23 protein-coding genes are annotated in these 21,876 nt (G+C 67.5%); 14 read left to right on the plus strand and 9 right to left on the minus strand.

Translation table 11 applies throughout. From position 1 onward, the window contains the following. From QQJ79_RS07705 to QQJ79_RS07715, 3 genes are all read right to left on the minus strand, one after another. Window positions 1–97, minus strand: a 97-nt coding sequence (locus QQJ79_RS07705) for a hypothetical protein (RefSeq protein WP_284222378.1), incomplete at its 3' end; no start/stop codon positions are given. An 81-nt stretch (window positions 98–178) separates the two neighbouring features. Next, the gene (gene fixJ / locus QQJ79_RS07710) at window positions 179–790 is read right to left on the minus strand and encodes a response regulator FixJ (RefSeq protein WP_284222346.1); all 612 of its coding nucleotides are present in this window, start codon (window positions 788–790) and stop codon (window positions 179–181) included. Continuing rightward, on the minus strand, window positions 780–2,168 hold the full coding sequence (locus QQJ79_RS07715; RefSeq protein WP_284222379.1) for a PAS domain-containing sensor histidine kinase: 1,389 nt from the start codon (window positions 2,166–2,168) through the stop codon (window positions 780–782). Before QQJ79_RS07715 ends, fixJ begins: the two co-directional genes overlap by 11 nt. A 248-nt stretch (window positions 2,169–2,416) precedes the next feature. Between QQJ79_RS07715 and QQJ79_RS07720 the strand changes: the two genes are divergently transcribed. The 4 genes from QQJ79_RS07720 to QQJ79_RS07735 all read left to right on the plus strand — a co-directional run bounded on the left by QQJ79_RS07720 (window position 2,417) and on the right by QQJ79_RS07735 (window position 5,676). Then, window positions 2,417–3,106 carry an alternative oxidase gene (locus QQJ79_RS07720; protein ID WP_284222347.1) on the plus strand — a complete coding sequence of 230 codons (690 nt, stop codon included), beginning with the start codon at window positions 2,417–2,419 and terminating at the stop codon, window positions 3,104–3,106. A gap of 26 nt (window positions 3,107–3,132) precedes the next feature. Then, window positions 3,133–4,497, plus strand: a complete 1,365-nt coding sequence (gene hemN, locus QQJ79_RS07725; RefSeq protein ID WP_284222348.1) for an oxygen-independent coproporphyrinogen III oxidase — start codon at window positions 3,133–3,135, stop codon at window positions 4,495–4,497. A gap of 106 nt (window positions 4,498–4,603) precedes the next feature. Further along, a complete protein-coding gene (locus tag QQJ79_RS07730) occupies window positions 4,604–5,287 on the plus strand; it encodes a helix-turn-helix domain-containing protein (RefSeq protein ID WP_284222349.1) in 684 nt (227 codons plus the stop codon). Further along, entirely contained in the window at window positions 5,278–5,676 is a 399-nt protein-coding gene (locus tag QQJ79_RS07735) for a response regulator transcription factor (protein ID WP_284222350.1), read from the plus strand. The genes QQJ79_RS07730 and QQJ79_RS07735 overlap by 10 nt, the downstream gene beginning before the upstream one ends. Window positions 5,677–5,685: 9 nt before the next feature. Here QQJ79_RS07735 and QQJ79_RS07740 read toward each other — a convergent pair whose 3' ends face one another. Continuing rightward, window positions 5,686–5,946 carry a hypothetical protein gene (locus QQJ79_RS07740; protein ID WP_284222351.1) on the minus strand — a complete coding sequence of 87 codons (261 nt, stop codon included), beginning with the start codon at window positions 5,944–5,946 and terminating at the stop codon, window positions 5,686–5,688. A gap of 291 nt (window positions 5,947–6,237) precedes the next feature. Here QQJ79_RS07740 and ccoN point away from each other — a divergent pair, with 291 nt between their 5' ends. Genes ccoN through ccoS form a run of 8 tightly spaced genes read left to right on the plus strand, consistent with a single transcriptional unit; the run spans window position 6,238 to window position 13,848 of the window. Continuing rightward, window positions 6,238–7,725: a cytochrome-c oxidase, cbb3-type subunit I gene (gene ccoN / locus QQJ79_RS07745; RefSeq protein WP_284222380.1), complete on the plus strand. Its 1,488-nt coding sequence runs from the start codon at window positions 6,238–6,240 to the stop codon at window positions 7,723–7,725. 10 nt (window positions 7,726–7,735) lie between these two features. After that, window positions 7,736–8,473 carry a cytochrome-c oxidase, cbb3-type subunit II gene (gene ccoO / locus QQJ79_RS07750; protein ID WP_284222352.1) on the plus strand — a complete coding sequence of 246 codons (738 nt, stop codon included), beginning with the start codon at window positions 7,736–7,738 and terminating at the stop codon, window positions 8,471–8,473. Then, entirely contained in the window at window positions 8,470–8,643 is a 174-nt protein-coding gene (locus QQJ79_RS07755) for a cbb3-type cytochrome c oxidase subunit 3 (protein ID WP_284222353.1), read from the plus strand. Before ccoO ends, QQJ79_RS07755 begins: the two co-directional genes overlap by 4 nt. Further along, complete coding sequence (ccoP, locus tag QQJ79_RS07760; protein WP_284222354.1) at window positions 8,636–9,532, plus strand: cytochrome-c oxidase, cbb3-type subunit III; 897 nt, start codon at window positions 8,636–8,638, stop codon at window positions 9,530–9,532. The genes QQJ79_RS07755 and ccoP overlap by 8 nt, the downstream gene beginning before the upstream one ends. Beyond that, a complete protein-coding gene (gene ccoG / locus QQJ79_RS07765) occupies window positions 9,529–11,016 on the plus strand; it encodes a cytochrome c oxidase accessory protein CcoG (RefSeq protein WP_284222355.1) in 1,488 nt (495 codons plus the stop codon). The genes ccoP and ccoG overlap by 4 nt, the downstream gene beginning before the upstream one ends. Beyond that, entirely contained in the window at window positions 11,013–11,504 is a 492-nt protein-coding gene (locus QQJ79_RS07770; RefSeq protein ID WP_284222356.1) for a FixH family protein, read from the plus strand. Before ccoG ends, QQJ79_RS07770 begins: the two co-directional genes overlap by 4 nt. Beyond that, the gene (locus tag QQJ79_RS07775; protein WP_284222357.1) at window positions 11,495–13,669 is read left to right on the plus strand and encodes a heavy metal translocating P-type ATPase; all 2,175 of its coding nucleotides are present in this window, start codon (window positions 11,495–11,497) and stop codon (window positions 13,667–13,669) included. The genes QQJ79_RS07770 and QQJ79_RS07775 overlap by 10 nt, the downstream gene beginning before the upstream one ends. Beyond that, window positions 13,666–13,848: a cbb3-type cytochrome oxidase assembly protein CcoS gene (gene ccoS / locus QQJ79_RS07780; RefSeq protein WP_284222358.1), complete on the plus strand. Its 183-nt coding sequence runs from the start codon at window positions 13,666–13,668 to the stop codon at window positions 13,846–13,848. Before QQJ79_RS07775 ends, ccoS begins: the two co-directional genes overlap by 4 nt. Window positions 13,849–14,354: 506 nt before the next feature. Here the strand turns inward: ccoS and QQJ79_RS07785 are convergent. From QQJ79_RS07785 to QQJ79_RS07795, 3 genes are read right to left on the minus strand one after another with little or no spacing between them, the layout of a single operon-like run. Then, a complete protein-coding gene (locus QQJ79_RS07785; RefSeq protein ID WP_284222359.1) occupies window positions 14,355–15,410 on the minus strand; it encodes a 2-oxoacid:ferredoxin oxidoreductase subunit beta in 1,056 nt (351 codons plus the stop codon). After that, a complete protein-coding gene (locus tag QQJ79_RS07790; protein ID WP_284222360.1) occupies window positions 15,407–17,245 on the minus strand; it encodes a 2-oxoacid:acceptor oxidoreductase subunit alpha in 1,839 nt (612 codons plus the stop codon). Before QQJ79_RS07790 ends, QQJ79_RS07785 begins: the two co-directional genes overlap by 4 nt. Beyond that, on the minus strand, window positions 17,242–19,023 hold the full coding sequence (locus QQJ79_RS07795; protein WP_284222361.1) for an FAD-dependent oxidoreductase: 1,782 nt from the start codon (window positions 19,021–19,023) through the stop codon (window positions 17,242–17,244). The genes QQJ79_RS07790 and QQJ79_RS07795 overlap by 4 nt, the downstream gene beginning before the upstream one ends. A 243-nt stretch (window positions 19,024–19,266) precedes the next feature. Here QQJ79_RS07795 and QQJ79_RS07800 point away from each other — a divergent pair, with 243 nt between their 5' ends. Beyond that, complete coding sequence (locus tag QQJ79_RS07800; protein WP_284222362.1) at window positions 19,267–19,806, plus strand: MarR family winged helix-turn-helix transcriptional regulator; 540 nt, start codon at window positions 19,267–19,269, stop codon at window positions 19,804–19,806. A 50-nt stretch (window positions 19,807–19,856) separates the two neighbouring features. Here QQJ79_RS07800 and QQJ79_RS07805 read toward each other — a convergent pair whose 3' ends face one another. Both QQJ79_RS07805 and QQJ79_RS07810 read right to left on the minus strand, forming a co-directional pair. After that, window positions 19,857–20,429 carry an NAD(P)H-dependent oxidoreductase gene (locus QQJ79_RS07805; protein WP_284222363.1) on the minus strand — a complete coding sequence of 191 codons (573 nt, stop codon included), beginning with the start codon at window positions 20,427–20,429 and terminating at the stop codon, window positions 19,857–19,859. Between the two features lie 95 nt (window positions 20,430–20,524). After that, window positions 20,525–21,355: a universal stress protein gene (locus QQJ79_RS07810; RefSeq protein WP_284222364.1), complete on the minus strand. Its 831-nt coding sequence runs from the start codon at window positions 21,353–21,355 to the stop codon at window positions 20,525–20,527. Between the two features lie 114 nt (window positions 21,356–21,469). On the opposite strand from QQJ79_RS07810, the gene QQJ79_RS07815 reads away from it, so the two are divergent. After that, on the plus strand, window positions 21,470–21,835 hold the full coding sequence (locus QQJ79_RS07815; protein WP_284222365.1) for a c-type cytochrome: 366 nt from the start codon (window positions 21,470–21,472) through the stop codon (window positions 21,833–21,835). Window positions 21,836–21,876: the final 41 nt, after the last annotated feature.

Here is a 21,876-nt window from a genome sequence, read left to right on the forward strand (position 1 = left end):
CGCCGCGCACGCGCTTCAGGTCGGCGAAGACGCGATAGCGCCCCTCGCTCTTGACCTGCTCCACGGCAGTCTGGAAGGCGGCCTTGTAGTCGTACATCGGGATGGACCTCGCGGCGAGCCGGATCACTCTCACCTGCGCCCGCCCGGGTCACCTCCGGAAAACCCCTGAAGGCCGGGTTCAGGGGCGCTGGATGAGGATCGTCATTCGGACCAGTTCCGACAGGCTGCGGGCCTGCATCTTGGTCATGACATTGGCCCGGTAGACCTCGACCGTCCGGGGGCTGATCTCCAGATCGTAGGCGATGACCTTGTTGGCCTGACCGGCGACCAGACCGTCCAGCACCTGCCGCTCGCGCGATGAGAGGCTGGCGAGCCGGTCGCGCAATTCGGTTTCCCGTCCCGCCTGTTCAGCGGCCTGGGTCTGGTCGGCGATGGCGGACCGGATTGACGCCAGCAGGGCGTCGTCGTCGAAGGGCTTTTCAATGAAGTCCTTGACGCCGGCCCGGACCGCTTCGATCGCCAGAGGCACGTCCGCGTGACCGGTCATGACGATGACCGGATGGCGGATACCGATCTCAGACAGCCGGCGGACCATCTCCAGACCGTTCATGTCCGGCATGCGGACATCCGTGACAATGCAGCCCGGCTCCAGATCCGCGGCGTGCGCCAGCAGGGCGGCGGCGGACTCATAGGTTCTCGAGACGAGGTTTGCGGTATCCAGCAGGAAGGCGAGGGAATCCCGGATCGCGGCATCGTCGTCGACCACATGGACGACCGGCTCATTCGGCATCGCTGAGTTCCTCTTCGCCTACGGCAGGCAGTGTAAAACAGAACCGGGTGCCTCCGCCCGGGTTCGGCTCCATCCAGATGCGCCCACCGTGCGCTTCGATGATGGTTCGTGAAATTGACAGGCCGACGCCCATGCCGGTCCGCTTGGTGGTGACAAAGGGCTGGAACAGCTGATCAGCAATCGCCGGGCTGATTCCCGAACCCGTATCGGCCACCGTCACCTGGGCCTGATCATCCGCCGCCGGGTCGATCCTGATCTCCAGGACCCTTTTCGCGCTCGCCTCCATGGCCTCCATGGCGTTGCGCATCAGATTGAGCGCCACCTGTTGGATCTGGACCTTATCGGCCAGAACGAATTCAATTCCGGCTGCGAATTTGAACTGGACGCGGACGCCATGCTCCTTGGCGCCGACCAGGGCCAGGGCGCTGGCCTCCTCAATCAATTTGGGCAGGCTTTCGACCCTGCGCTCGGCCTCGCCGCGAGCGACGAAGTCGCGCAGCCGGCGAATGATTTCGCCGGCGCGAAGCGCCTGCTCGCCTGCCTTCTGGATGGCTTCCAGCAATCGTTCGCGGGGCACCGGTTCAGCGGCGAGCAGCCGCGATGAGCCCTTCAGGTAGTTGGCCATCGCCGACAGAGGCTGGTTCAATTCGTGCGCCAGCGCCGAGGCCATCTCCCCCATGGCTGTCAGGCGCGAGATGTGGACCAGTTCGGACTGCAGTTCCTGCAGCCGCTGTTCCGTGTCCTGCCGTTCGCTGAGGTCGCGGACAAAGCCGGTGAAGAAGCGCTGGTCTCCCGAAACCATCTCCCCCACCGACAATTCCATCGGAAAGGTCGAGCCGTCACGCCGCTCCCCCACGACCACCCGGCCGACCCCGATGATGCGCCGCTCTCCGGTGGTCAGATATCGGTCGAGGTAGCCGTCGTGCTGCTCGCGATAGGACTCAGGCATGAGCATCTTCACGTTCCGGCCGATCACCTCATCGGCCTTCCAGCCGAACAGGCGTTCGGCCGCGGGGCTGAAGGACTGCATGATCCCGCGCTCCGTGATGACGACCATGGCGTCGGGCACGGTGGCGAGGATGGACTGCAGGTGCGCTTCGCGGGCCAGCAGGTCGCGGTGCACCGCCACCGAACGGGACCGCATGGCCTGGAAGGCTTCGCCCCCGGCCGTGATCACCACGCCCAGCAGAAGGAAAACCCCCGCGCCGACCAGATCGCCGACAGCAAGGACGCCGGTCCACCAGGTGACATAGAGTCCGCAGGCGAGACCCAGAATCGTCGCCAGGGCGCCGGGGACGGCGCCCCCCAGGGCTGCGGCGACGACAACGCCCGGTACGAAGAAAAGCAGGGCCAGCCGATCTTCCAGCAGGGGGGTCATCGCCAGCCGCGCGGCCAGCCCCGCCGCCGCGCCCAGCACCGCGGCCGCGAGACCGTAGCCGGTATGGCGGGTGGCCAGCAGCCAGTCCCACGGCGTCCGGGACTCGAGAGTCGTCCTGGGAATGGTTGTCATCGCGCCTCCGCAACACCCCGTAGGTGAAACCCCCGAATTTCGCCAGTGGCGAGAGGCCGCTACTTCGTCGCAATCGGGCCGCCGGCCCCCCAGTTCAGTGTTTCAAGGACGCCGCCATGACCACCCCGCTCGTCGACCTTTCCGTTCACCACGCGCCGAAGGGCTTGTCGGACCGGACCGCCTGGGGGTTCGTCAAGGCGCTGCGGTTCTTCGCCGACACGTTTTTCGCGAAACGCTATGGCCACCGCGCCATCGTGCTGGAAACGGTCGCGGCGGTGCCCGGCATGGTCGGCGCGACCCTGAACCACCTGAAGGCGCTGCGCCGCATGAAGGACGACAACGGGTGGATTCGCACCCTGATGGACGAGGCCGAGAACGAGCGGATGCACCTGATGACCTTCATCGAGATCAGCCATCCGACCCTGTTCGAACGCTTCGTCGTGATTGCTGTGCAGTGGGTCTTTTACCTGTTCTTCTTCGGCCTCTACCTGATCTCGCCGAAGACGGCGCACCGGGTGGTCGGCTATTTCGAGGAAGAGGCGGTCGTCAGCTACACCCACTATCTGGCCGAGATCGACGAGGGCCGCAGCCCGAACGTCGCCGCCCCCGAGATCGCCAAACGCTACTGGAATCTGCCGGCCGACGCGACACTGCGTGACGTGGTGCTGGTGGTGCGGGCGGATGAAGCCCATCACCGCGACGTCAACCACGGCTTCGCCAATGAACTGTGCGGCGCCGCGCCGATCGCCATTGCGCCGTGCCCGGCACACGTCGAGCTGCAGCCCAACTGGAAGGCGGCGGCGTAACGACGAACCACAGGCCGGATTCCCGCATGTCCTCCCGCGCCCTCCCTGCCGCCTGGCGGACCCACGCCGAGCGCACCCTGCCTCGCTACACCAGCTATCCGACGGCGGTCGCCTTCAAGACCGCCGCCGGGGAGGCGGAGGCGCGGGCGTGGCTGGGGGCCACCCGCGCGGACCAGACCATCTCGGCCTATGTCCATGTCCCGTTCTGCAAGCGCCTGTGCTGGTATTGCGGCTGCCACACCAGCGTCTTCCACGAGTACGACCGGGTCCAGGCCTTCTTCCAGACCCTGATGCTGGAGGTCGATCTGTGGGCCGACGCCATTGGCCCGCACGCCGGCGCCGCCCACCTTCATTTCGGAGGCGGCAGTCCCAACGCCTTGGCGCCGGACGACTTTCTGGTCCTGGTGCGGCACATGGCCGATCGGTTCGCCCTCCGGCCCGGCGCCGAGGTCGCGGCCGAGCTCGATCCCGGCATGCTGACCGAAGCATTCATTGACGCCTGCGGCGAGGCCGGGGTGACCCGTGTCAGCCTCGGCGTCCAGACCTTCGATCCGGAGGTTCAGGCGAAGGTCAACCGCATCCAGCCCTTCGACATGGTCGCCGCCGCCAACGACCGGCTGCGCAAGACCGGCGTGTCGGCGATCAACTTCGACCTGATGTACGGCCTTCCCGGCCAGACGCCGGAGAACGTCGCGGCCACGACCTCGGCGGCGGTCGGTTTGCGCCCCGACCGCGTGGCGGTGTTCGGCTACGCCCATGTGCCGTGGATGAAGAAGCACCAGGTCATGATCAAGGAGGGCGAACTCGCCGATGGCGACGGGCGCTGGGCCCAGGCCGAGGCGGCGGATTCGATTCTGCGGGCGGCGGGCTATCTGCGGATCGGGCTGGATCACTACGCCCTTCCCGGGGATCTGCTGGCCCTCGCCGCCGCTTCGGGAACCCTGCGGCGGAATTTTCAGGGCTATACCGATGATCCCGCTCCCGTGCTGGTGCCCGTCGGCCCGTCCTCGATCGGCCGGTTCGCCGCGGGTTTCGTTCAGAATGCTGCGGCGACCGACGTCTGGAGTCGGGCGGTCGAGGCCGGGCGCCTGCCCGTCGCGCGTAGCCTCCGGGTTTCGGCGGAAGACGAACTGCGCGCGGCCGTCATCGAACGATTGATGTGCGACCTGACCGTCGACGTCGGCGCGGAGTGCCTCAGCCGGGGCTTTGAACCGACGGCGCTGGACGACGCTGTCGCCGCCGCCGCAGCCCTCCAGGTCGACGGATTGTGCCGCGTCGAGGGCCGGACGGTGACCATACCGGCGGAGGCCTTCCGTCTGATGCGTGTCGTGGCGGCCTGTTTCGATGCGGGCCTGCTCGCCGCCGAACGTCGGCACGCCCGGGCCGTTTAGCGGGCCCGCCGCCGGACATCAGGGAAATCCCCTAGGGGGCAGACCCGAATATCCGCGAATGGCGCCGGGTCCTAGCTTGCGGCATCGACCGCGCCTGGAGAATCGGATGACCGCCCTACGTTATTGCGAACCCCGGGAAGCGGTTGCCCCGTCGTTGGACACGACGCCGGATTGCGCGCTCTGCGGTGCTTTCGCGAGCGCGACGGCGGCCCCTCGTTCGCCCTTCGCCCCCGGCGCGCTTCTGTTCCGGCAAGGTGACGCCGTCCGGCTCGTCTATCGCGTGTTGAGCGGGGCCGTGGTCAGCTATCGTCTGCTGAGCGATGGCCGCCGTCAGGTCACCGGATTTCATTTGCCGGGCGATTTTCTCGGCCTTGAGGCCGGGGTGGAGCATGCGACCACGACGGAGGCCCTGAGCCGCGTGGACGCTCTGGCGATGGAGCGGACGGAGCTGGCGGGACGCGCCGCGACCGATGTCGGTCTGGCCCGGGCCCTGTGGCAGGTCACGGTCCGCGCCTTCCGGCGCAGCGAGGATCACGCCCTGATCCTCGCCCGCCAGGGCGCCACCGAGCGGGTCGCCGCCTTCCTTCTGGATTTCGCCGAACGGATGGGCCGGCCGGAAATCATTGACCTGCCCATGACCCGGCAGGACATCGCCGACCATGTCGGCCTGACCATCCATACGGTTTCGCGCACCCTGTCCCAGCTTCAGGCCCAGGGCATGGTGGAGGCCCGGTCGTCCCGTCATGTGCGCCTGCTGCAGCGTCACCGGCTGGAGGGGCTGTGCGCGTGACGGCGACTCCTGTCAGCGCTCCGGCCCGGCCTTGCGTCATTCTCGTCGATGACGATCCCGCCGTAACTCACGCCATGCAGTTCTCGTTTGATCTTGAGGGGCTGGATGTTCGCAGCTTCCGCGACGGCGAGAGTCTGCTGGCTGCGGGAGGCTTGCCGGAAACCGGCTGCATGATCCTGGACCATAACCTGCCGGGCATGGACGGGTTGGCGCTGCTGGAGCGTCTGCGCTTGAGCGGCGTGGGCCTGCCCGCGATCCTGATCACGACCAATCCACGGACCGCCCTGCGAAACCGGGCGGCGGCGGCGGGCGTGCCGATCATCGAAAAGCCGCTCCTGACGGATGCCTTGCTGACGACCGTGCGAAAGGCGCTCGCCCGCCAGGCCTGAAGCGCGGCCTCAGCCCGCCCGTTGCAGCACGGGCCGGGGTTTCAGAAGCCACGCGCCGGCTCCGGATGCGCCAAGCGCCGCGACAAGCAGGGCCACCGCAGCCACGCATCGCACGCAATGGCCGAAGGTCGGGCCGCACATCGGCCCGATCAGGGCCATGTGCTCGTTCGCCAGCAGACCCGCAGCCGCGGCCGCGCCTCCCAGCGACAGGCCGAGAACGATGAGGGCCGCGCCCAGCACCTGGTGTTCGTGAAAGTCCTGAATTCTCATTTCGCGTCTCCGTGCCGCACAGGACCGGAAAATTGGCGGGGCGGCTTTGCGCCAGCGCAAGGCGCCGCTCGCGAAGGCCGGGCACGGAGGCGTCCTCTGCTCGAGGGATCCATCCGAATGCCGTCCATCGCCACGCCCGACGCCGACACTCCGTCAGACGTCGTCGCCCTGTTCCTGTTCCTCGGCGTAGCCGCGGTCCTGGCCCTGTTCGCGACCGGCCTGACCGATGACGCGGCCTTCCGCTTTCACGGCTACATCCTGATGGCCGCCTCGGTCCTGGCCCTGAGCGCCATGACCATCGGCGTCGCCCATGGCCGGTTCCGGTCAGACCCCAAACGCTATGAGGACGGGGTGATCCGCGCCGGGGTCATCGCCACCATGTTCTGGGGCGTCATCGGCATGACGGTCGGGGTCTTCATCGCCGCCCAGCTGTCGTGGCCGGACATCTTCTACTTCCCAGAGCATGGCTGGCTCAACTTCGGACGCTTGCGGCCCCTGCACACCTCGGGCGTGATCTTCGCCTTTGGCGGCAACGCCCTGATCTGCACCTCCTTCTGGGTGGTCCAGCGGACCTGCAAGGCGCGGCTGGCCGGCGGGATCTGGCCCTGGTTCGTGTTCTGGGGCTACCAGCTGTTCATCGTTCTGGCGGCCACGGGCTATGTCTCGGGCATCACCCAGTCGCGCGAATACGCCGAGCCCGAATGGTACGTCGACATCTGGCTGACCATCGTCTGGGTCGCCTATCTGTTCGTGTTCCTGGGGACGATCTGGAAGCGGAAAGAACCCCACATCTATGTGGCCAACTGGTTCTATCTGGCCTTCATCGTCACCGTCGCCCTGCTGCATCTGGTGAACAACGCCGCGGTGCCGGTCGGCCTGCTTGAGGCGCGCAGCTATTCGGCCTTCGGCGGGGTCCAGGACGCCCTGGTGCAGTGGTGGTACGGCCACAACGCCGTCGGCTTCTTCCTGACCGCCGGCTTCCTGGCGATGATGTACTATTTCGTGCCCAAGCGGGTCGAACGGCCGGTCTATTCCTACCGCCTGTCGATCGTCCACTTCTGGTCGCTGATCTTCATCTACATCTGGGCCGGCCCGCACCATCTGCATTACACGGCCCTGCCGCAGTGGGCGCAGACCCTCGGCATGACCTTCTCGATCATGTTGTGGATGCCGTCCTGGGGCGGGATGATCAACGGCCTGATGACCCTGTCGGGGGCCTGGGACAAGCTGCGCACCGACCCCGTGGTCCGCATGATGGTCGTGGCCATCGCCTTCTACGGCATGTCGACCTTCGAAGGTCCGCTGATGTCCATCCGGACGGTCAACGCCCTGTCGCACTACACCGACTGGACCATCGGCCACGTCCACTCCGGCGCCCTGGGCTGGGTCGGGTTCATCAGCTTCGGCGCGATCTACTGCATGGTGCCGTGGCTGTGGAAGAAGGACCGGCTGTACTCGAACGCCCTGGTCGAATGGCATTTCTGGATCGCGACCACCGGCATCGTTCTCTACATCACCGCGATGTGGGTCTCCGGCATCATGGAGGGCCTGATGTGGCGCGAGTACACGCCCGACGGCTTCCTCGCGAACAGCTTCATCGAGACCGTGTCGGCCAAGCACATCCAGAACGTCATCCGCACGGTCGGCGGCCTGATGTTCCTGAGCGGCACGCTCATCATGTCCTACAACCTGTGGCGAACGATCCGCATGCCGTCCGCGCGCTCTTCCGCGAACGTGCCGGCGACGACGATCGAGCCGCAACTCCTGCCGGCCGAGTGAGGATCAGACCATGTGGAAACAGCATCACAGGTTCGAGCGCCATTCGCTCTGGCTGGTCATCGGCATCACCATCGTGGTGTCCATCGGCGGCATCGTCGAGATCGCTCCTCTGTTCTGGGTCGAGAGCACGATCGAGGAGGTCGAGGGCGTTCGTCCCTACACGCCGCTCGAGCTGGCCGGCCGCGACATCTACATCGGCGAGGGCTGCTACGGCTGTCACTCGCAGATGGTCCGCCCCCTGCGCGACGAGGTCGAACGCTACGGCCACTACAGCCTCGCCGCCGAGAGCATGTACGACCATCCGTTCCAGTGGGGATCGAAGCGGACCGGGCCGGACCTGGCCCGCGTCGGCGGCAAATATTCCAACGACTGGCACGTGGAGCATCTGACAGACCCGCGCTCGGTCGTGCCCGAATCCAACATGCCTCCCTACCGGTTCCTGGCCGACCAGGACCTGGACCAGCACGCCATCCAGGCCAAGCTGCGGGCGATGGTGGCGGTCGGCGTGCCCTACACGGCCGATCAGGTCGAAAACGCCACGGCCGATCTGAACGCCCAGGTCGATCCGTTCGCCAGCGAGACCTCGGCGCTGCGGAGCCGGTACGGGCCGCGCGTGGCCCAGGGCGATTTCGACGGCAATCCCGAGCGGCTGACCAAGATGGACGCCCTGATCGCCTATCTGCAGCAGCTCGGCACCATGGTCGATTTCCGCACCTACCAGGCTGAAGACCCGGAGAACCTGCGATGAGCGGCCTCGACTACGAAACCGTGGCGCGGTTCGCCCAGCAGGGCGGCACCCTCTATTTCGGCGCCGTCTTCATCGCCGGCGTCGTCTACGCGCTGTGGCCGAAGCATCGCGAGGCCTTCAAACGCCTCTCCCATCTTCCGCTCGAAAAAGACGAGGACGAGCATGTCTGAACCCGAGCGCGACGATCACTCCGGCGTCGAGACGACGGGGCATGAGTGGGACGGCATTCGCGAGCTGGACAACCCGCTGCCGCGCTGGTGGTTGTGGGTGTTCTACGGCAGCATCGTCGTGGCCGTCGTTTACTGGATCCTGATGCCGGCCTGGCCGGGCCTGAAGGGCTATACGCCCGGCGTTCTCCGTCAGTCTGACCGGGCCGACGTCGCCGAGCAGCTCCAGGCGCTCCAGGTCCAGCGCGGCCGTGGCGAGACGATGCTGGCCACGGCGTCCCTGCAGCAGATCGAGGCCGATCCGGACCTCCAGGCCCATGCCCTTTCCGTGGGTCAGTCGGTCTTCGGCGACAACTGCGCCACCTGCCACGGCGCGGGCGGCGGCGGCGCCCGCGGGTATCCCAACCTGCGCGATGATGTCTGGCTGTGGGGCGGCTCGCTCGAGGAAATCGAGCACACCCTGCGCGTCGGTGTCCGGTCAGCCCATCCCGAGACCCGCACGTCGCAAATGCCGGCCTTCGGTCGCGACGGCATGCTCAACGCCGCCCAGGTCTCCGATCTGACGGAATACGTCGTGCGCCTGTCGGGCCGGCCGGCTGACGCCGCCGCAGTGGGTCGTGCGCAGCAGCTCTACGCCGACAACTGCGCCGCCTGTCATACGCCGACGGGCGTGGGCGATCGCCTGCTGGGCGCGCCCGATCTGACGGACCGCGAGTGGCTTTATGGCTCCGACCGGAACTCCATCCGCGGCCAGATCCACAATGGGCGCAACGGCGTGATGCCGACGTGGGAGGGCCGGTTCTCGCCGGGCGTGATCAAGGCCTTGGCCGTCTATGTCCACGTCAACGCCGGGGGCGGCGAGGCGTCCGGAGCCGCCGCAGCCGCGCCATGACCATCATCATTGACCGGACCCGTGATCGTGCGGCGAAGACGGGTCCGGTCTCCGTCGCCGAGAAGCAGCGCGAGAAGAATCGCCCCAAGGGCCTCTACAAGGCGCGCGTGCCGATCTATCCCAAACTGGTCCACGGCCGGTGGCGGTGGATCAAATGGGCGCTGCTGATCGTCATGCTGGCGATCTATTACATCACGCCCTGGATCCGGTGGGACCGGCCGGGCGCGCTGCCGGACCAGGCCGTCCTCGTCGATTTCGACGGCGGCCGCTTCTATTTCTTCATGATCCAGCTCTGGCCGCAGGAGGTGTATTTCATCACCGGCCTGCTGGTGCTCGCGGCGTTGGCGCTGTTCCTCGTCACGGCGCTGTTCGGCCGGCTGTGGTGCGGCTACGCCTGCCCACAGACGGTGTGGACCGACCTCTACATCTATATCGAGCGGATGTTCGAGGGTGACCGCAACGCGCGGATGCGGCTCGACGCGGCGCCGATGTCGTTCAACAAACTGTGGCGCAAGACGGGAAAGCACGCGGTCTGGATCGGTGCGGCTTTCGGCACCGGCGGCGCCTGGATCTTCTATTTTCACGACGCGCCGGACCTGATCCGCACCTTCTGGGTCGGGACGGCGCCGATGACGGCCTATGTCTCCTGCGCCATCCTGACCTTCACGACCTATGTCTTCGCGGGCCATATGCGCGAGCAGGTCTGCACCTATATGTGCCCCTGGCCGCGCATCCAGGGCGCCATGCTGGACGACCAGTCCTTCCAGGTCACCTACCGCTACGACCGGGGCGAGCCGCGCGGGCCGCACAAGAAGGCGGAGACCTGGGAAGGCCGCGGCGACTGTATCGACTGCAACCAGTGCGTGGTGGTCTGCCCCATGGGCATCGACATTCGCGACGGCGCCCAGCTGGAGTGCATCAACTGCGGCCTGTGCATCGACGCCTGCAATGAGGTCATGGACAAGGTCGGTCGGCCGCGCGGCCTGATCGCCTATGACACCGATGCGGCCGTTGCGGCCAGGAACTGCGGCCAGAAGCCGAAACACCGCCTGATCCGGGCCCGGACCCTGTATTACGGGATCGCCCTGGCGGTCGTCGGCGGTCTCATGATCTGGGGCTTCAGCACCCGGAAGACTCTGGACGTTCACGCGCTGCGCGACCGGAATCCGGCTTCCGTCCGGTTGCACGACGGAGCCGTCCGCAACGGCTACACCCTGAAGATCGCCAACCACGGCTTTGAGGCTGCGACCATCGAAATCCGCTACGCCGGTATTCCGGGCGCGACGCTGAGAAGCCCCGGACGGCCGGCTTCCGATCCGCTGAGCCTTCGGGTCGATCCCAACAGGGTGACGCCCGTGCGGGTCTTCGTCACCGCGCCCGCGGATCAGGTGCAGGAGGGCAGCCAGCCTGCGACGTTCGAAATCCGGTCGGGTGACGAGGTCCAGACCGTCCGGACCGCCTTCGACTATGGAGAAACCCGTTGACGCCCGCACCCTCCGCACCGCCCCGGGTCCCGTTCACGGTCAAGGGCTGGCACGTCGCCGCCGGAGTCGTCGCCTTTTTTGCCCTCGTGATCGGGGTCGATGCGGCCTTCCTGACACTGGCCTACCGCACCCATCCCGGGCAGGTTGCGCCGCGGCCCTATGAGACGGGCCTGATCTACAATGCCGAGCTGGAGCGCCAGCGGGCGCAGGAGGCTCTCGGCTGGCGCGCCGCCGTTGAGGCGCGGCCGGACGGCGTGACGGTCCTGCTTCAGGATCGGAACGGCCAGCCGTTGAGCGGCCTCCGGGTCACGGCCACCCTTTTGCGCCCGGCCACCGAACAGGGGCGTACCGTCCTGACCCTGACCGAGGCGGCGCCGGGGCGCTATGCCGGCGACCGCGCCGGCCTGTCCGGCGTCTGGGATACCCGTGTCGACGCCGCGGGCGGCGGCCATTCGTTCGTCGCCGAGCGGAGGCTGACATGGCCGTGACCTTCGACGCGGCGTCGCGGCCCGACATGTCCGCCTTCCTGCGCCGGACCGACGATGGTCAGACGCGTCTTGATCTGCTGGTGACCGGGGCGCGCTGCGCCGGATGTATCGCCAAGATCGAGCGCGAGATGGCGCGCCTTCCGGGCGTGATTTCAGCGCGGCTGAATCTGTCCACGGGACGCCTCGCGCTCGGCCTTGAGAACGTCAGTGTCGATCCGGGCCGCATCATCGCCGCCCTCGAACGGCTCGGCTATCCGGCTACGCCCTACGACCCCGGCGCCGCCCTGGCGCAGCGTGATCAGGAGGGCCGTCGGCTGATCCTCGCCCTGGCGGTGGCGGGCTTCGGCGCGATGAACGCCATGATGTTCTCGGTTCCGATCTGGGCCGGCTTGTTCGATCAGGAGCTGGGTCCCGCCACCCGCTCGATGATGATGTGGATGTCGGCGGCCGTCGGCGCGCCCTGCGCCATCTTCGCGGGGATGACCTTCTTCCGGTCGGCCTGGCGTTCGCTGCGGGCGGGTCGGGCCAATATGGACGTGCCGATCTCGGTCGGGGTCATCCTGACCCTCGCGATCAGCTTTTCGGAGACGATCCTCAACGGGCGGGACGCCTATTTCGACGCCGCCGTCTCGTTGTTGTTCCTGCTGCTGATCGGGCGCTGGCTGGATCATGTGCTGCGGGCCAAGGCGCGCAGCGCCGCCGGCGATCTGCTCGCGCTCCAGGCCCCGGTCGCCTGTGTCGTCGACGGAGCCGGCCGCGAGCGGTCGATCCCGCTCAGCGATGTCCAGCCGGGCGACGTGCTGCGCGTGCGTCCGGGCGATCGTATTCCGGTCGACGCCACGCTCGAGGATGGCGAGGCCCTGCTGGACAACAGCCTGCTGACCGGAGAAAGCGCGCCCGAACGGGTCCGGCCGGGCCAGCTGTGCCGGGCCGGCGCCGTCAACACCTCCGGATTGCTGACCCTGAGAGCCCACGCGCGTTCCGAGGACTCGACGCTGGCGGCCATCGCCCGCCTCGTTGACGCCGGGGCCCAGTCGCGCTCGCGTTATGTCCGCCTCGCCGACCGCGCGGCGGCCCTCTATGTGCCGGTGGTGCATGCGGCCGCGCTGGCGACCTTCGCCGGCGGCTGGGCCCTCGGCCTCGACCCACGCGAAGCGCTGATCCGGGCCGTGGCCGTGCTCATCGTGACCTGCCCCTGCGCCCTCGGACTGGCGGTTCCGGCGGTGCAGGTCGTCGCGTCCGCCCGGCTCTTCCGGCGGGGCGTGCTCGTCAAGTCGGGTGCGGCGCTCGAGCGGCTGGCCGAGATCGACCACGTGGTCTTCGACAAGACGGGCGTCCTGACCGAGGGACGGCCGGTTCTGGTCGGGGCGTCGCCGACGATCATCGCCATGGCGGGGCCGCTGGCCCGCGCCTCCAGCCATCCCATGGCCCGCGCCGTCGCCCGGGCTGCGGGCGAGGGGCCCCTGGCGACGGACGTGGTTGAACATGCCGGCCTGGGAATCGAGGGACTGATCAACGGTCGCCGCGCCCGGCTGGGGCGGGCGGGGTTCGTGGGCGTTCCAACCTTGCGGTCCGGTGAAACAGAACTGTGGTTCGGCTTTGAGGGCGACCCCCAGGTCCGCCTGCAGTTCTCCGACGTCCTGCGGCCGGACGCCGCCGAAACGGTCGCGGCGCTCAAGGCGCGCGGGATCACGATCGAAATCCTGTCCGGCGACCAGGTGGGCGCGGTCAAGGCCGTGGCCGGGACCGCCGGCGTTGCGGCCTGGCGCGCGGGCCTGATGCCCGAGGAGAAGTCGGAGGCGATCGACCGCCTGGCCGCCGAGGGCCGCAAGGTCCTCATGATCGGGGATGGTTTGAACGACGCCGCGGCCCTGGCGCGGGCCCACGCCGCCATCGCGCCCGGCACGGCGCTGGCCGCCAGCCAGAACGCCGCCGACCTGGTGCTGACCGGGGACGCCCTGATGGCGGTCGTCGAGGCCATAGACGTGGCCCGTTCGGCCCGCCGACGCGCCCTGGAAAATTTCGGATTTGCGGCGCTTTATAATCTTGTGGCTGCACCGGCCGCGATGCTCGGTCTGGTGAACCCCTTCGTCGCCGCCCTGGCGATGTCGGGTTCATCGCTGGTCGTGACGCTCAACGCGCTTCGGGTGAGGAGCCGGCGATGAACATCATCTTCCTCCTGGCGCCATTCTCGGTGGTTCTCGGTCTGATGGCCGTAGGCGCCTTCGTCTGGACCCTGCGCGCCAGCCAGTACGAAGACATTCGGGGGGCTGCGGAGCGCATCCTGATCGACGACGACGACCATCCCGATGCGCCGGAAACCGGGGAGGCGCCCGGTCGGTGATCCGGCGGCGCCTCCGTACGCCCCCTTAGGGTCAAACCCCTTGGGGTTGTACCCAAATATCCAGACACGTCATTCCCGACCAGAGTCCCGATTCCTGAACCAGGGGGCTGCCATGACGTCGGGATCATTGACCAACTGCGCCGACGCCGACGCCGACGTCGAAGGGGCGCGTCGTGACCTGTCGCGACAGGCTGTTCTCTGATGTGGTGGTGGTCGGATGAATTCGACTCCGGAGAGTTCGGCGGCGGCGGACGCGAGGTTCCGCAGGATCCGACGGGGCTCAAGCCGTCGTCGGCGGAGCGTTGTCAGCCCGAGCGAGGCGACGCGCCCATTGTCCGGCCGTCTGGACCCGTTGACGCGGCCGTCCTCGCCTTCGCCAGTATGTGTCGCCCAACCGATGACAAGGCAGACTCAGGCCCGGGCGTCGACGACCCGTTGAACCCGCCGGACCCTGCAGGGCCCCGATCTGAGGAGTGTGAACTGCAGAAGGCGGCGGTTCCCGATACCTAGCGCAGCGCCGCATTGATCCTGTCGAGGGCCGCCTTTCCCGGGACAAGTTCGGCGTCGGACAGGGCGTTGAGCGGCTTGGCGACCGTCGCCAGGGCGTCATGCAGGTCCTCTGAATCGGGGTCGACGAAGAGCAGGCCGGTGACGATCTCGCCGACGGCCTGTCGTTCGTGCAGATAGGCCATGGCCTTGACCCGGTCTGTCGCATCGTAGTCCCGCGCGACCTTGCGCAGCATCAGGACCGATCCGTCGTGCTGGGCCACCTCGACCAGGGAGCCGGGCGCATAGGCGGCGGTCACGGGCGCCCGGCCGAGGATCACGTCAAGCCGGTTGACCGCCTCATTGTGCTCGCGCACCCAGTCGAAACTCTTGGTCGAACCCTTGTGGTTATTGAACGCCACGCAGGGGCTGAGCACGTCGATGAAGGCCGCGCCCTTGTGGGTCAGGGCCGCCTTGATCAGGGGCACCAGCTGATCCTTGTCGCCGGAGAAGCTGCGGCCGACGAAGGTCGCGCCCAGCTGCAGGGCCATGGCGACCAGATCGATCCCGCTGTCGGAGTTGACCGCGCCCTTCTTGGACTTGCTGCCCTTGTCGGCGGTGGCGGAGAACTGGCCCTTGGTCAGGCCGTAAACGCCGTTGTTCTCGACGATATAGGCCATATTGACCCCCCGCCGCATGGCGTGGGCGAACTGGCCCAGGCCGATCGAGGCGCTGTCCCCGTCGCCGGAGACGCCCAGATAGATCAGCTCGCGATTGGCCAGGTTGGCCCCGGTCAGCACCGACGGCATCCGCCCGTGCACGGTGTTGAAGCCGTGGCTGGCGCTGAGGAAATAGTCGGGCGTCTTGGACGAGCAGCCGATCCCCGACAGCTTGGCCAGGCGGTGGGGCTCCAGATCGATCTCGAAACAGGCCTGGACGATGGCGGCGCTGATCGAGTCATGGCCGCAGCCGGCGCACAGGGTCGAGACCCGACCCTCATAGTCGCGGCGGGTGAAGCCGAGCTTGTTGGTCGGCAGGGACGGGTGATGGAACTGCGGCTTGAGGATGTAGGTCATTGCGCCATCTCCCCCGCCGCATTGGCGTCGACCGCGCCCATACCCCGGGCCAGCTCGGCCTGGATGAAGCGCGCCGTGATCGGCGAGCCGTCGTAGTTGAGCACCTTGACCAGCCGGGCGGGGTCGACCCCGCCCTCGTTGATCAGCAGGGTGCGAAGCTGGGCGTCGCGGTTCTGCTCGACCACGAAGACCAGTTCGTGATGGGCGATGAAGTCGAACACCTCGCCCGGGAAGGGGAAGGCGCGGATACGCAGGGCGTCCACGTTCAGGCCCCGGGTTTCGAGACCGGCCAGGGCCTCGTCCATCGCCGGCGAGGTCGAGCCGTAATAGATCACCCCATAGGATGTCTGTTTCGGGGCCTTGCGCAGGATCGGCGCCGGCACGAGCGTCCTGGCCGTCTCGAACTTGCGCAGCAGCCGCTCCATGTTGTCGACATAGACGGCCCCTTCCTCGCTGTAGCGGGCATAGGGATCGCGCGAGGTGCCGCGGGTGAAATAGGCGCCCCGCGACGGGTGTGTCGCCGGCAGGGTGCGGAACGGGATGCCGTCGCCGTCGACATCCTTGTAGCGGCCGAAGTCGGCGCCCGCCTCGAGCATTTCGGCCGTCATGATCTTGCCGTGGTCGAGGCTGCGGCTGTCGTCCCACCGGAAGGGTTCGACCAGCCATTCGTTCATGCCCATGTCCAGGTCGAGCATGACGAAGACCATGGTCTGCAGGCGATCGGCGAGGTCGAAGGCCTGGGCGCCCATCTCGAAGCACTCGCCTGGACCTTCGGGCAGCAGCAGGACGTGTTTGGTGTCGCCGTGGCTGGCGTAGGCGGCGGACAGGATGTCCGACTGCTGGGTGCGGGTGGGCATGCCGGTGGACGGTCCGCCGCGCTGCACGTCGAAGATCACCGCAGGAATTTCAGCGAAATAGGACAGGCCGATGAACTCCTGCATCAGTGAGACGCCCGGCCCCGAGGTGCAGGTGAAGGCCCGCGCGCCGTTCCAGCCGGCGCCGACGACCATGCCGATCGAGGCGATCTCGTCCTCGGCCTGAACGATGGCGTAGCGGGCTTCCTTCGTCTCCGAATCGTGGCGGAGCTTCTTGCAGTAGTCGGTGAAGGCCTCGGCCAGGGAGGTCGACGGGGTGATGGGGTACCAGGCGCAGACCGTGGCCCCGCCGTAGACCGCGCCCAGGGCCGCCGCGGTGTTGCCGTCGACAAAGATCCGGTCGCCCACCGCATCGGTCCGCTTCAGCTGAAGACCCAGCGGCGTGAGGTCATGCTTCGCGTGGTTGAAGCCGATGTGGAGCGCCTCGATATTGGCCGGGATCATCGCCGGCTTGGAGGCGTACTCCTCCGCCAGAAGCGCTTCGACCACGTCCTGTTCGATGCCGAGCAGGAAGGTCAGGGCGCCCAGGCCGATGATGTTCTTCATCACCTTGCGCTTGGATGGCTCGGCGTAGGCGGCGTTGCACAGGGCGGTCAGCGGGATGCCGACGACCGTGATGTCATCCCGGAATTTGCTGGCCGGCATGGGTTTGGTGGAATCGTAGAACAGGTAGCCGCCCGCATCGATCTCGGCGACGTCGCGATCCCAGGTCTGGGGGTTCAGGGCGACCATCAGGTCGACGCCGCCACGTCGGCCGAGCCAGCCGTGGCCGCTGACGCGGATCTCGTACCAGGTCGGCAGCCCCTGGATGTTCGACGGGAAGATGTTCCGCGCGGCCACGGCCACGCCCATCCGCAGGATCGCCTTGACGAACAGCCCGTTGGCGCTGGCCGAGCCCGAACCGTTCACGTTGGCGAACTTCACCACGAAGTCGTTCACCGCCCGGGTTTGACCGGTCATTTCGAGCACCCGCCGGCATGGGTCATCTCGATGACGACCTTCTGCATGTCCCAGGCTCCGGTCGGGCAGCGCTCGGCGCACAGGCCGCAGTGCAGGCACACGTCCTCGTCCTTGACCAGCACCCGCCCCGTGGGCAGGGCGCCCGAGACGTAGAGGTCCTGGGTCAGGTTCAGGGCCGGCGCCTTGAGGCGAGGGCGTAACTCCTCTTCCTCGCCATTGACGGTGAAGGTGATGCAGTCCGTCGGGCAGATGTCGGCGCAGGCGTCGCACTCGATGCACAGCGGCGTGGTGAACACCGTCTGGACGTCGCAGTTGAGGCAGCGTCGGGCTTCCGCCAGGGCCAGGGCGGCGTCAAAGCCGAGCTCGACCTCGGCCTTCACATCGCCCAGAGCCTCCGCGATCGGCAGCTGGGGCACGATCTGGCGATCATCGTCGGAGATGTCGTTGTCGTAGCTCCACTCGTGGATGCCCATCTTCTGGGATGAGACGAGCACGCCGGGCGGCGGTCTGAGACGCACATCGGCGCCGCGGCAGAAGTGGTCGATCGAGATCGCCGCGTCATGACCATGGGCCACGGCCCAGATGATGTTCTTGGGACCGAACGCCGCGTCGCCGCCGAAGAAGACCTTCTCGTTGGTCGACTGGAGGGTGGTCTCATTGACGACGGGCATGCCCCATTCATCGAAATCCACACCGATGTCGCGCTCGATCCAGGGGAAGGCGTTTTCCTGGCCGATGGCCACCAGCACATCGTCGCACTCGATGTGTTCGTCCGGCGCCCCCGTCGGCTTCAGGGTGCGGCGACCCTTGTCGTCGATCACGGGCGTGACCTTTTCGAAGGTGACCCCGGTCAGCTGGCCGTCGGCATGGGTGAAGGCCTTGGGGACGAGGAAGTTGAGGATCGGAATGCCTTCGTGGACCGCATCCACCTTCTCCCAGGGCGAGGCCTTCATTTCGTCGAAGCCCGACCGGACGACGACCTTGACGTCCTCGCCGCCGAGCCGGCGGGCGGTGCGACAACAGTCCATGGCCGTGTTGCCGCCCCCGAGGACGATCACCCGCCGACCGATCCGCTCGATATGGCCGAACGAGACGCTGGAGAGCCAGTCGATGCCGATATGGATGTTGGCGGCGGCTTCCTGCCGGCCGGGCACGTCCAGGTCGCGTCCGCGCGGAGCCCCGGTGCCGACGAAGACGGCGTCGTAGTCTTCCTTGAGCAGGGCGCCCAGACTGTCGATACGCTCGCCCAGCCGCATGTCCAGGCCGAGGGCGGTGATGTAGCCCATCTCTTCGTCGATCACGCTCTCCGGCAGGCGAAACCGCGGGATCTGGCTGCGGATCATGCCGCCCGCCCTGGCGTCGGCGTCATAGACCACGACGTGATAGCCGAGCGGGGCGAGATCCCGCGCCACCGTCATCGAGGCCGGTCCCGCGCCGATGCAGGCGATCTTCTTGCCGATCCGCTTGACCGGCGCGGTCGGCATGCGGGCCGAGACATCACCCTTGTTGTCGGCCGCGACACGCTTGAGCCGGCAGATCGCGACCGGCTCGTCCTCGACGCGCCCGCGGCGACAGGCGGGTTCGCATGGACGGTCGCAGGTCCGCCCGAGGATGCCGGGGAAGACATTGGACTTCCAGTTGACCATATAGGCGTCAGCGTGGCGCCCCTGGGCGATCAGCCGGATGTATTCGGGAACGGGCGTGTGGGCCGGACAGGCCCACTGGCAATCGACGACCTTGTGGAAATACTCGGGCGCCTCGGTGTTCGTGGACTCCAACGCATGGAACTCCTCTTCCCCCGCTCTGGAGCCTGGCCGGGAAGAACTGTCCTCGTCTACACAGGACCGCTCGCCCTACGCACGCAACAGAAGCTCGAGTGTTTGTTCTAGACCGCGTCTGTGGTCCTAACCAGTATGTCCCGGCGATTATTCGTCGAGTGCTGTCATCGGTCGATGCGCCCTGCGTTGCACGGAGCGCGCGAACCTGTTTGGACTGGTTGCAGGGTTGGGGGCTGCATCGATATGGCGGGCGGGGATTCGGATGGAAGCGCAGGGGAGGCGTCGGGCGCGTTAGAGCCGCTGACGGCGGGCCACCTGTTCTTCCTGCTGCATCATCTGGTCCGACAGCGCGAGACTGCTCTGGGTCGTGAACTGGCCCGCATGGGGCTGACTCTCAGTCAGTGGCAAGTTCTGGCCACCTTGCACCGGCTGGACAAGGCCACGATGGGAGAGGTTGCGGCGTTCTGCGCCACAGACCGCACGACCCTGACCCGGACCGTCGACCGCATGGTCGAGGATGGACTGGTCCAGCGCGATCGCGACCCTGTTGATCGGCGGCAGGTGCATCTGATCCTGACCGGCAAGGGGCAGGGGATGTTCCAGCGCGCCATGCTGGACGTAACCCGCTTCAATGACCGGATCGCAGGCGTGCTGGACCCGGAACAGGTGGAGCGGCTGCAGCCGATGATCCGGCAGGTTCTGGTGCACGTCCTTGAGGACAGGGCGTGGGTGGACGACCTGATGGCTTTCCGCCGACTGAAGGCCCCGGAACACGCGGCGTGAGCTGACCCGCCCATCGGGGACTCTCGGGGCCGCCGATCCGTGGCCAGAGTTCAGCGCCCGCGCGCGCCGAGGGCCTTGACTGAAGAAAGCCAGGCTCTGCGTCCCTCCAGCGTCAGGCCCTCGATGTTGCCGATCAGGGTCTCGCGGATGGGTCGAATGCCCACGAAGGCAAGAACGTTTCTTTTCAGCGCATTGAGTCCATGCGCCCCGAACCATAACCGATAGACCAGCGCCGGCATGCCCATGGTCACGATGATGCGCGCGGAGCGGCCGGTGAGACGGCCGGTCATGGCACGGCCGGCCTTGAAGGCGAAACCGGGACGAAACATCTGCTCAAACAGCGCCTTGAGACGCGCCGGCTGTGTGCCTAGCCAGAGGGGGTGCACGATAATCAGGTGTTCCGCCCAGGCGACCAGATCCTGGGCGTCCGTGAGGTCGGGGCAGGCGTGCGGCGCCTCCCAGCTGACGCGATCCAGCAGGATCGGGAAATCCAGATCCGCCAGGCGCAGCGATCGGACCTCATGCCCGCCCTGTCGGGCGCCGTCCGCATAGGCGTCCGCCAAGGCGTGGCAGAAGCGCGCCGGATCCCCGTCGGGGTGCCCGTCGATGATGCCGATCCGCATCGGCTCACAGGGCTCGAAGCTGGGCGCCGGGCTCTCGCGCGCGTTCAAGCCGGATGTGGCGCCGCAGGGCGCTGGTCATCGCGATCTCTCCGGCGTCAGTGGGCGAGCAGCAGGCAGAGAGGGCTCTCGGCCAGCAGGGTGCGGGTGACCCCGCCGAGCGCCCACTCGCGCAACCGGGCGTGACCATAGCCTCCGGACACGATCAGGCCCGCGCTTCGGGCGAGGGCTTCGTCGATGATCTGGCGACCGACCGGCGCCTCGCCCCGAAGCGCGATCACTGGCTCGGCAGTGATCCCGTGCCGCGCCAGGAACTGGACGACATCGGCGAGCTCGCCCGCGACAGTCTCGTCGTCTTCGCTTGAGCGGACCGCGTAAAGGGTGACCCCCCGCGCGCGTCGCAGCAACGGAATGGCCGATGCGAGTGCGAGGCGGGCTTCCCGGGAGTCCTTCCAGGCCACCAGGGCGTGTTCGCCTACAGGGTTACGCAGGCGGGTCGGCGGGGTCACCAGCACCGGTCGTCCGCACCCCATCAGAACGTCCGAGACATCCGGAGCGTGGTAGGGTGCGCGGGTGTTGCGGCCGCCGAGAACGACCAGATCCGCCGCCCGCGCTGCGCGGGAGCAGGCCTCGCCGGGAAAGCCGATTTGACCTCGCCAGTCGGCTGTAACGTCCCTGTTGCGAACGACTTCGCTGAAGCGCGTTCGGGTGCGCTCCACCTCGGCCTCCGCCATGTCGCGATAGAGAGCCAGCAGTTCGCCGACCATGGCTCCGCCCGCGAGCGGATCATACAGGGGCGGCGCGATCGAACCGGTGCAAACACCGGTCAGGTGGGCGTTGAAGGCGTTGGCGAGGTCGCAGGCCAGTTCGAGGCGGCTGTCGCTCTCGGGGCCGTCATCAACGGCGACGAGCAGGCTGGCGTAGGTCATGGCGGTCTCCATCTCTGAAATAATAAAGCCGCGCTGCGTTGCTGCGCGCCTTGATCCGGATCAACGTGCCGCCGCCGCCCGCACGACAAAGTCAGCCTGACCTGGAGACGCATCATGCGCATGCCCCGCCTCGCCGCCGCCCTCATCGTCCTGGCCTGTGCCTCCTGCGCAAGCCCGGAGCCGGCCGCCGCGCCGCCGTTGGCAAGGCCCGATGTGACGGAGCAGGCCGCTGTGCGCGGCCGGCAATTCGCCGTCCAGGCCTGCGCCGGCTGCCATGCGACAGAGAGCGTCGGCGTCAGCCCGATGACCGAGGCGCCGCCGTTCCGGGAGATCGTGCGTCGCTATCCCCTCGATCAACTCGAGGAAGCCTTCGCCGAGGGCCTGGTGACGAGTCACCCGGCCATGCCAGCCCTTGTCTTCCGCGCCAGCGAGATCGACGATCTGATCGCCTACCTGGAAACCATGGAGGCCGGGCAATAGGCGCCCGACCAGGGTCCGCGGTCGCGCCCGCCGTCAACGAA

The sequence above is a fragment of the Brevundimonas denitrificans genome, assembly GCF_030160755.1.
GTDB classification, from domain to species: Bacteria; Pseudomonadota; Alphaproteobacteria; order Caulobacterales; family Caulobacteraceae; genus Brevundimonas; species Brevundimonas denitrificans.

What these genes read in the sequence shown, in the direction of transcription:
- fixJ (WP_284222346.1), bottom strand. Translation starts at nt 790, where the DNA reads ATGCCGAATGAGCCGGTCGTCCATGTGGTCGACGACGATGCCGCGATC.
- QQJ79_RS07715 (WP_284222379.1), bottom strand. Translation starts at nt 2,168, where the DNA reads ATGACCCCCCTGCTGGAAGATCGGCTGGCCCTGCTTTTCTTCGTACCG.
- QQJ79_RS07720 (WP_284222347.1), top strand. Translation starts at nt 2,417, where the DNA reads ATGACCACCCCGCTCGTCGACCTTTCCGTTCACCACGCGCCGAAGGGC.
- hemN (WP_284222348.1), top strand. Translation starts at nt 3,133, where the DNA reads ATGTCCTCCCGCGCCCTCCCTGCCGCCTGGCGGACCCACGCCGAGCGC.
- QQJ79_RS07730 (WP_284222349.1), top strand. Translation starts at nt 4,604, where the DNA reads ATGACCGCCCTACGTTATTGCGAACCCCGGGAAGCGGTTGCCCCGTCG.
- QQJ79_RS07740 (WP_284222351.1), bottom strand. Translation starts at nt 5,946, where the DNA reads ATGAGAATTCAGGACTTTCACGAACACCAGGTGCTGGGCGCGGCCCTC.
- ccoN (WP_284222380.1), top strand. Translation starts at nt 6,238, where the DNA reads ATGACCATCGGCGTCGCCCATGGCCGGTTCCGGTCAGACCCCAAACGC.
- ccoO (WP_284222352.1), top strand. Translation starts at nt 7,736, where the DNA reads ATGTGGAAACAGCATCACAGGTTCGAGCGCCATTCGCTCTGGCTGGTC.
- QQJ79_RS07755 (WP_284222353.1), top strand. Translation starts at nt 8,470, where the DNA reads ATGAGCGGCCTCGACTACGAAACCGTGGCGCGGTTCGCCCAGCAGGGC.
- ccoP (WP_284222354.1), top strand. Translation starts at nt 8,636, where the DNA reads ATGTCTGAACCCGAGCGCGACGATCACTCCGGCGTCGAGACGACGGGG.
- ccoG (WP_284222355.1), top strand. Translation starts at nt 9,529, where the DNA reads ATGACCATCATCATTGACCGGACCCGTGATCGTGCGGCGAAGACGGGT.
- QQJ79_RS07775 (WP_284222357.1), top strand. Translation starts at nt 11,495, where the DNA reads ATGGCCGTGACCTTCGACGCGGCGTCGCGGCCCGACATGTCCGCCTTC.
- ccoS (WP_284222358.1), top strand. Translation starts at nt 13,666, where the DNA reads ATGAACATCATCTTCCTCCTGGCGCCATTCTCGGTGGTTCTCGGTCTG.
- QQJ79_RS07785 (WP_284222359.1), bottom strand. Translation starts at nt 15,410, where the DNA reads ATGACCTACATCCTCAAGCCGCAGTTCCATCACCCGTCCCTGCCGACC.
- QQJ79_RS07790 (WP_284222360.1), bottom strand. Translation starts at nt 17,245, where the DNA reads ATGACCGGTCAAACCCGGGCGGTGAACGACTTCGTGGTGAAGTTCGCC.
- QQJ79_RS07800 (WP_284222362.1), top strand. Translation starts at nt 19,267, where the DNA reads ATGGCGGGCGGGGATTCGGATGGAAGCGCAGGGGAGGCGTCGGGCGCG.
- QQJ79_RS07805 (WP_284222363.1), bottom strand. Translation starts at nt 20,429, where the DNA reads ATGCGGATCGGCATCATCGACGGGCACCCCGACGGGGATCCGGCGCGC.
- QQJ79_RS07810 (WP_284222364.1), bottom strand. Translation starts at nt 21,355, where the DNA reads ATGACCTACGCCAGCCTGCTCGTCGCCGTTGATGACGGCCCCGAGAGC.
- QQJ79_RS07815 (WP_284222365.1), top strand. Translation starts at nt 21,470, where the DNA reads ATGCGCATGCCCCGCCTCGCCGCCGCCCTCATCGTCCTGGCCTGTGCC.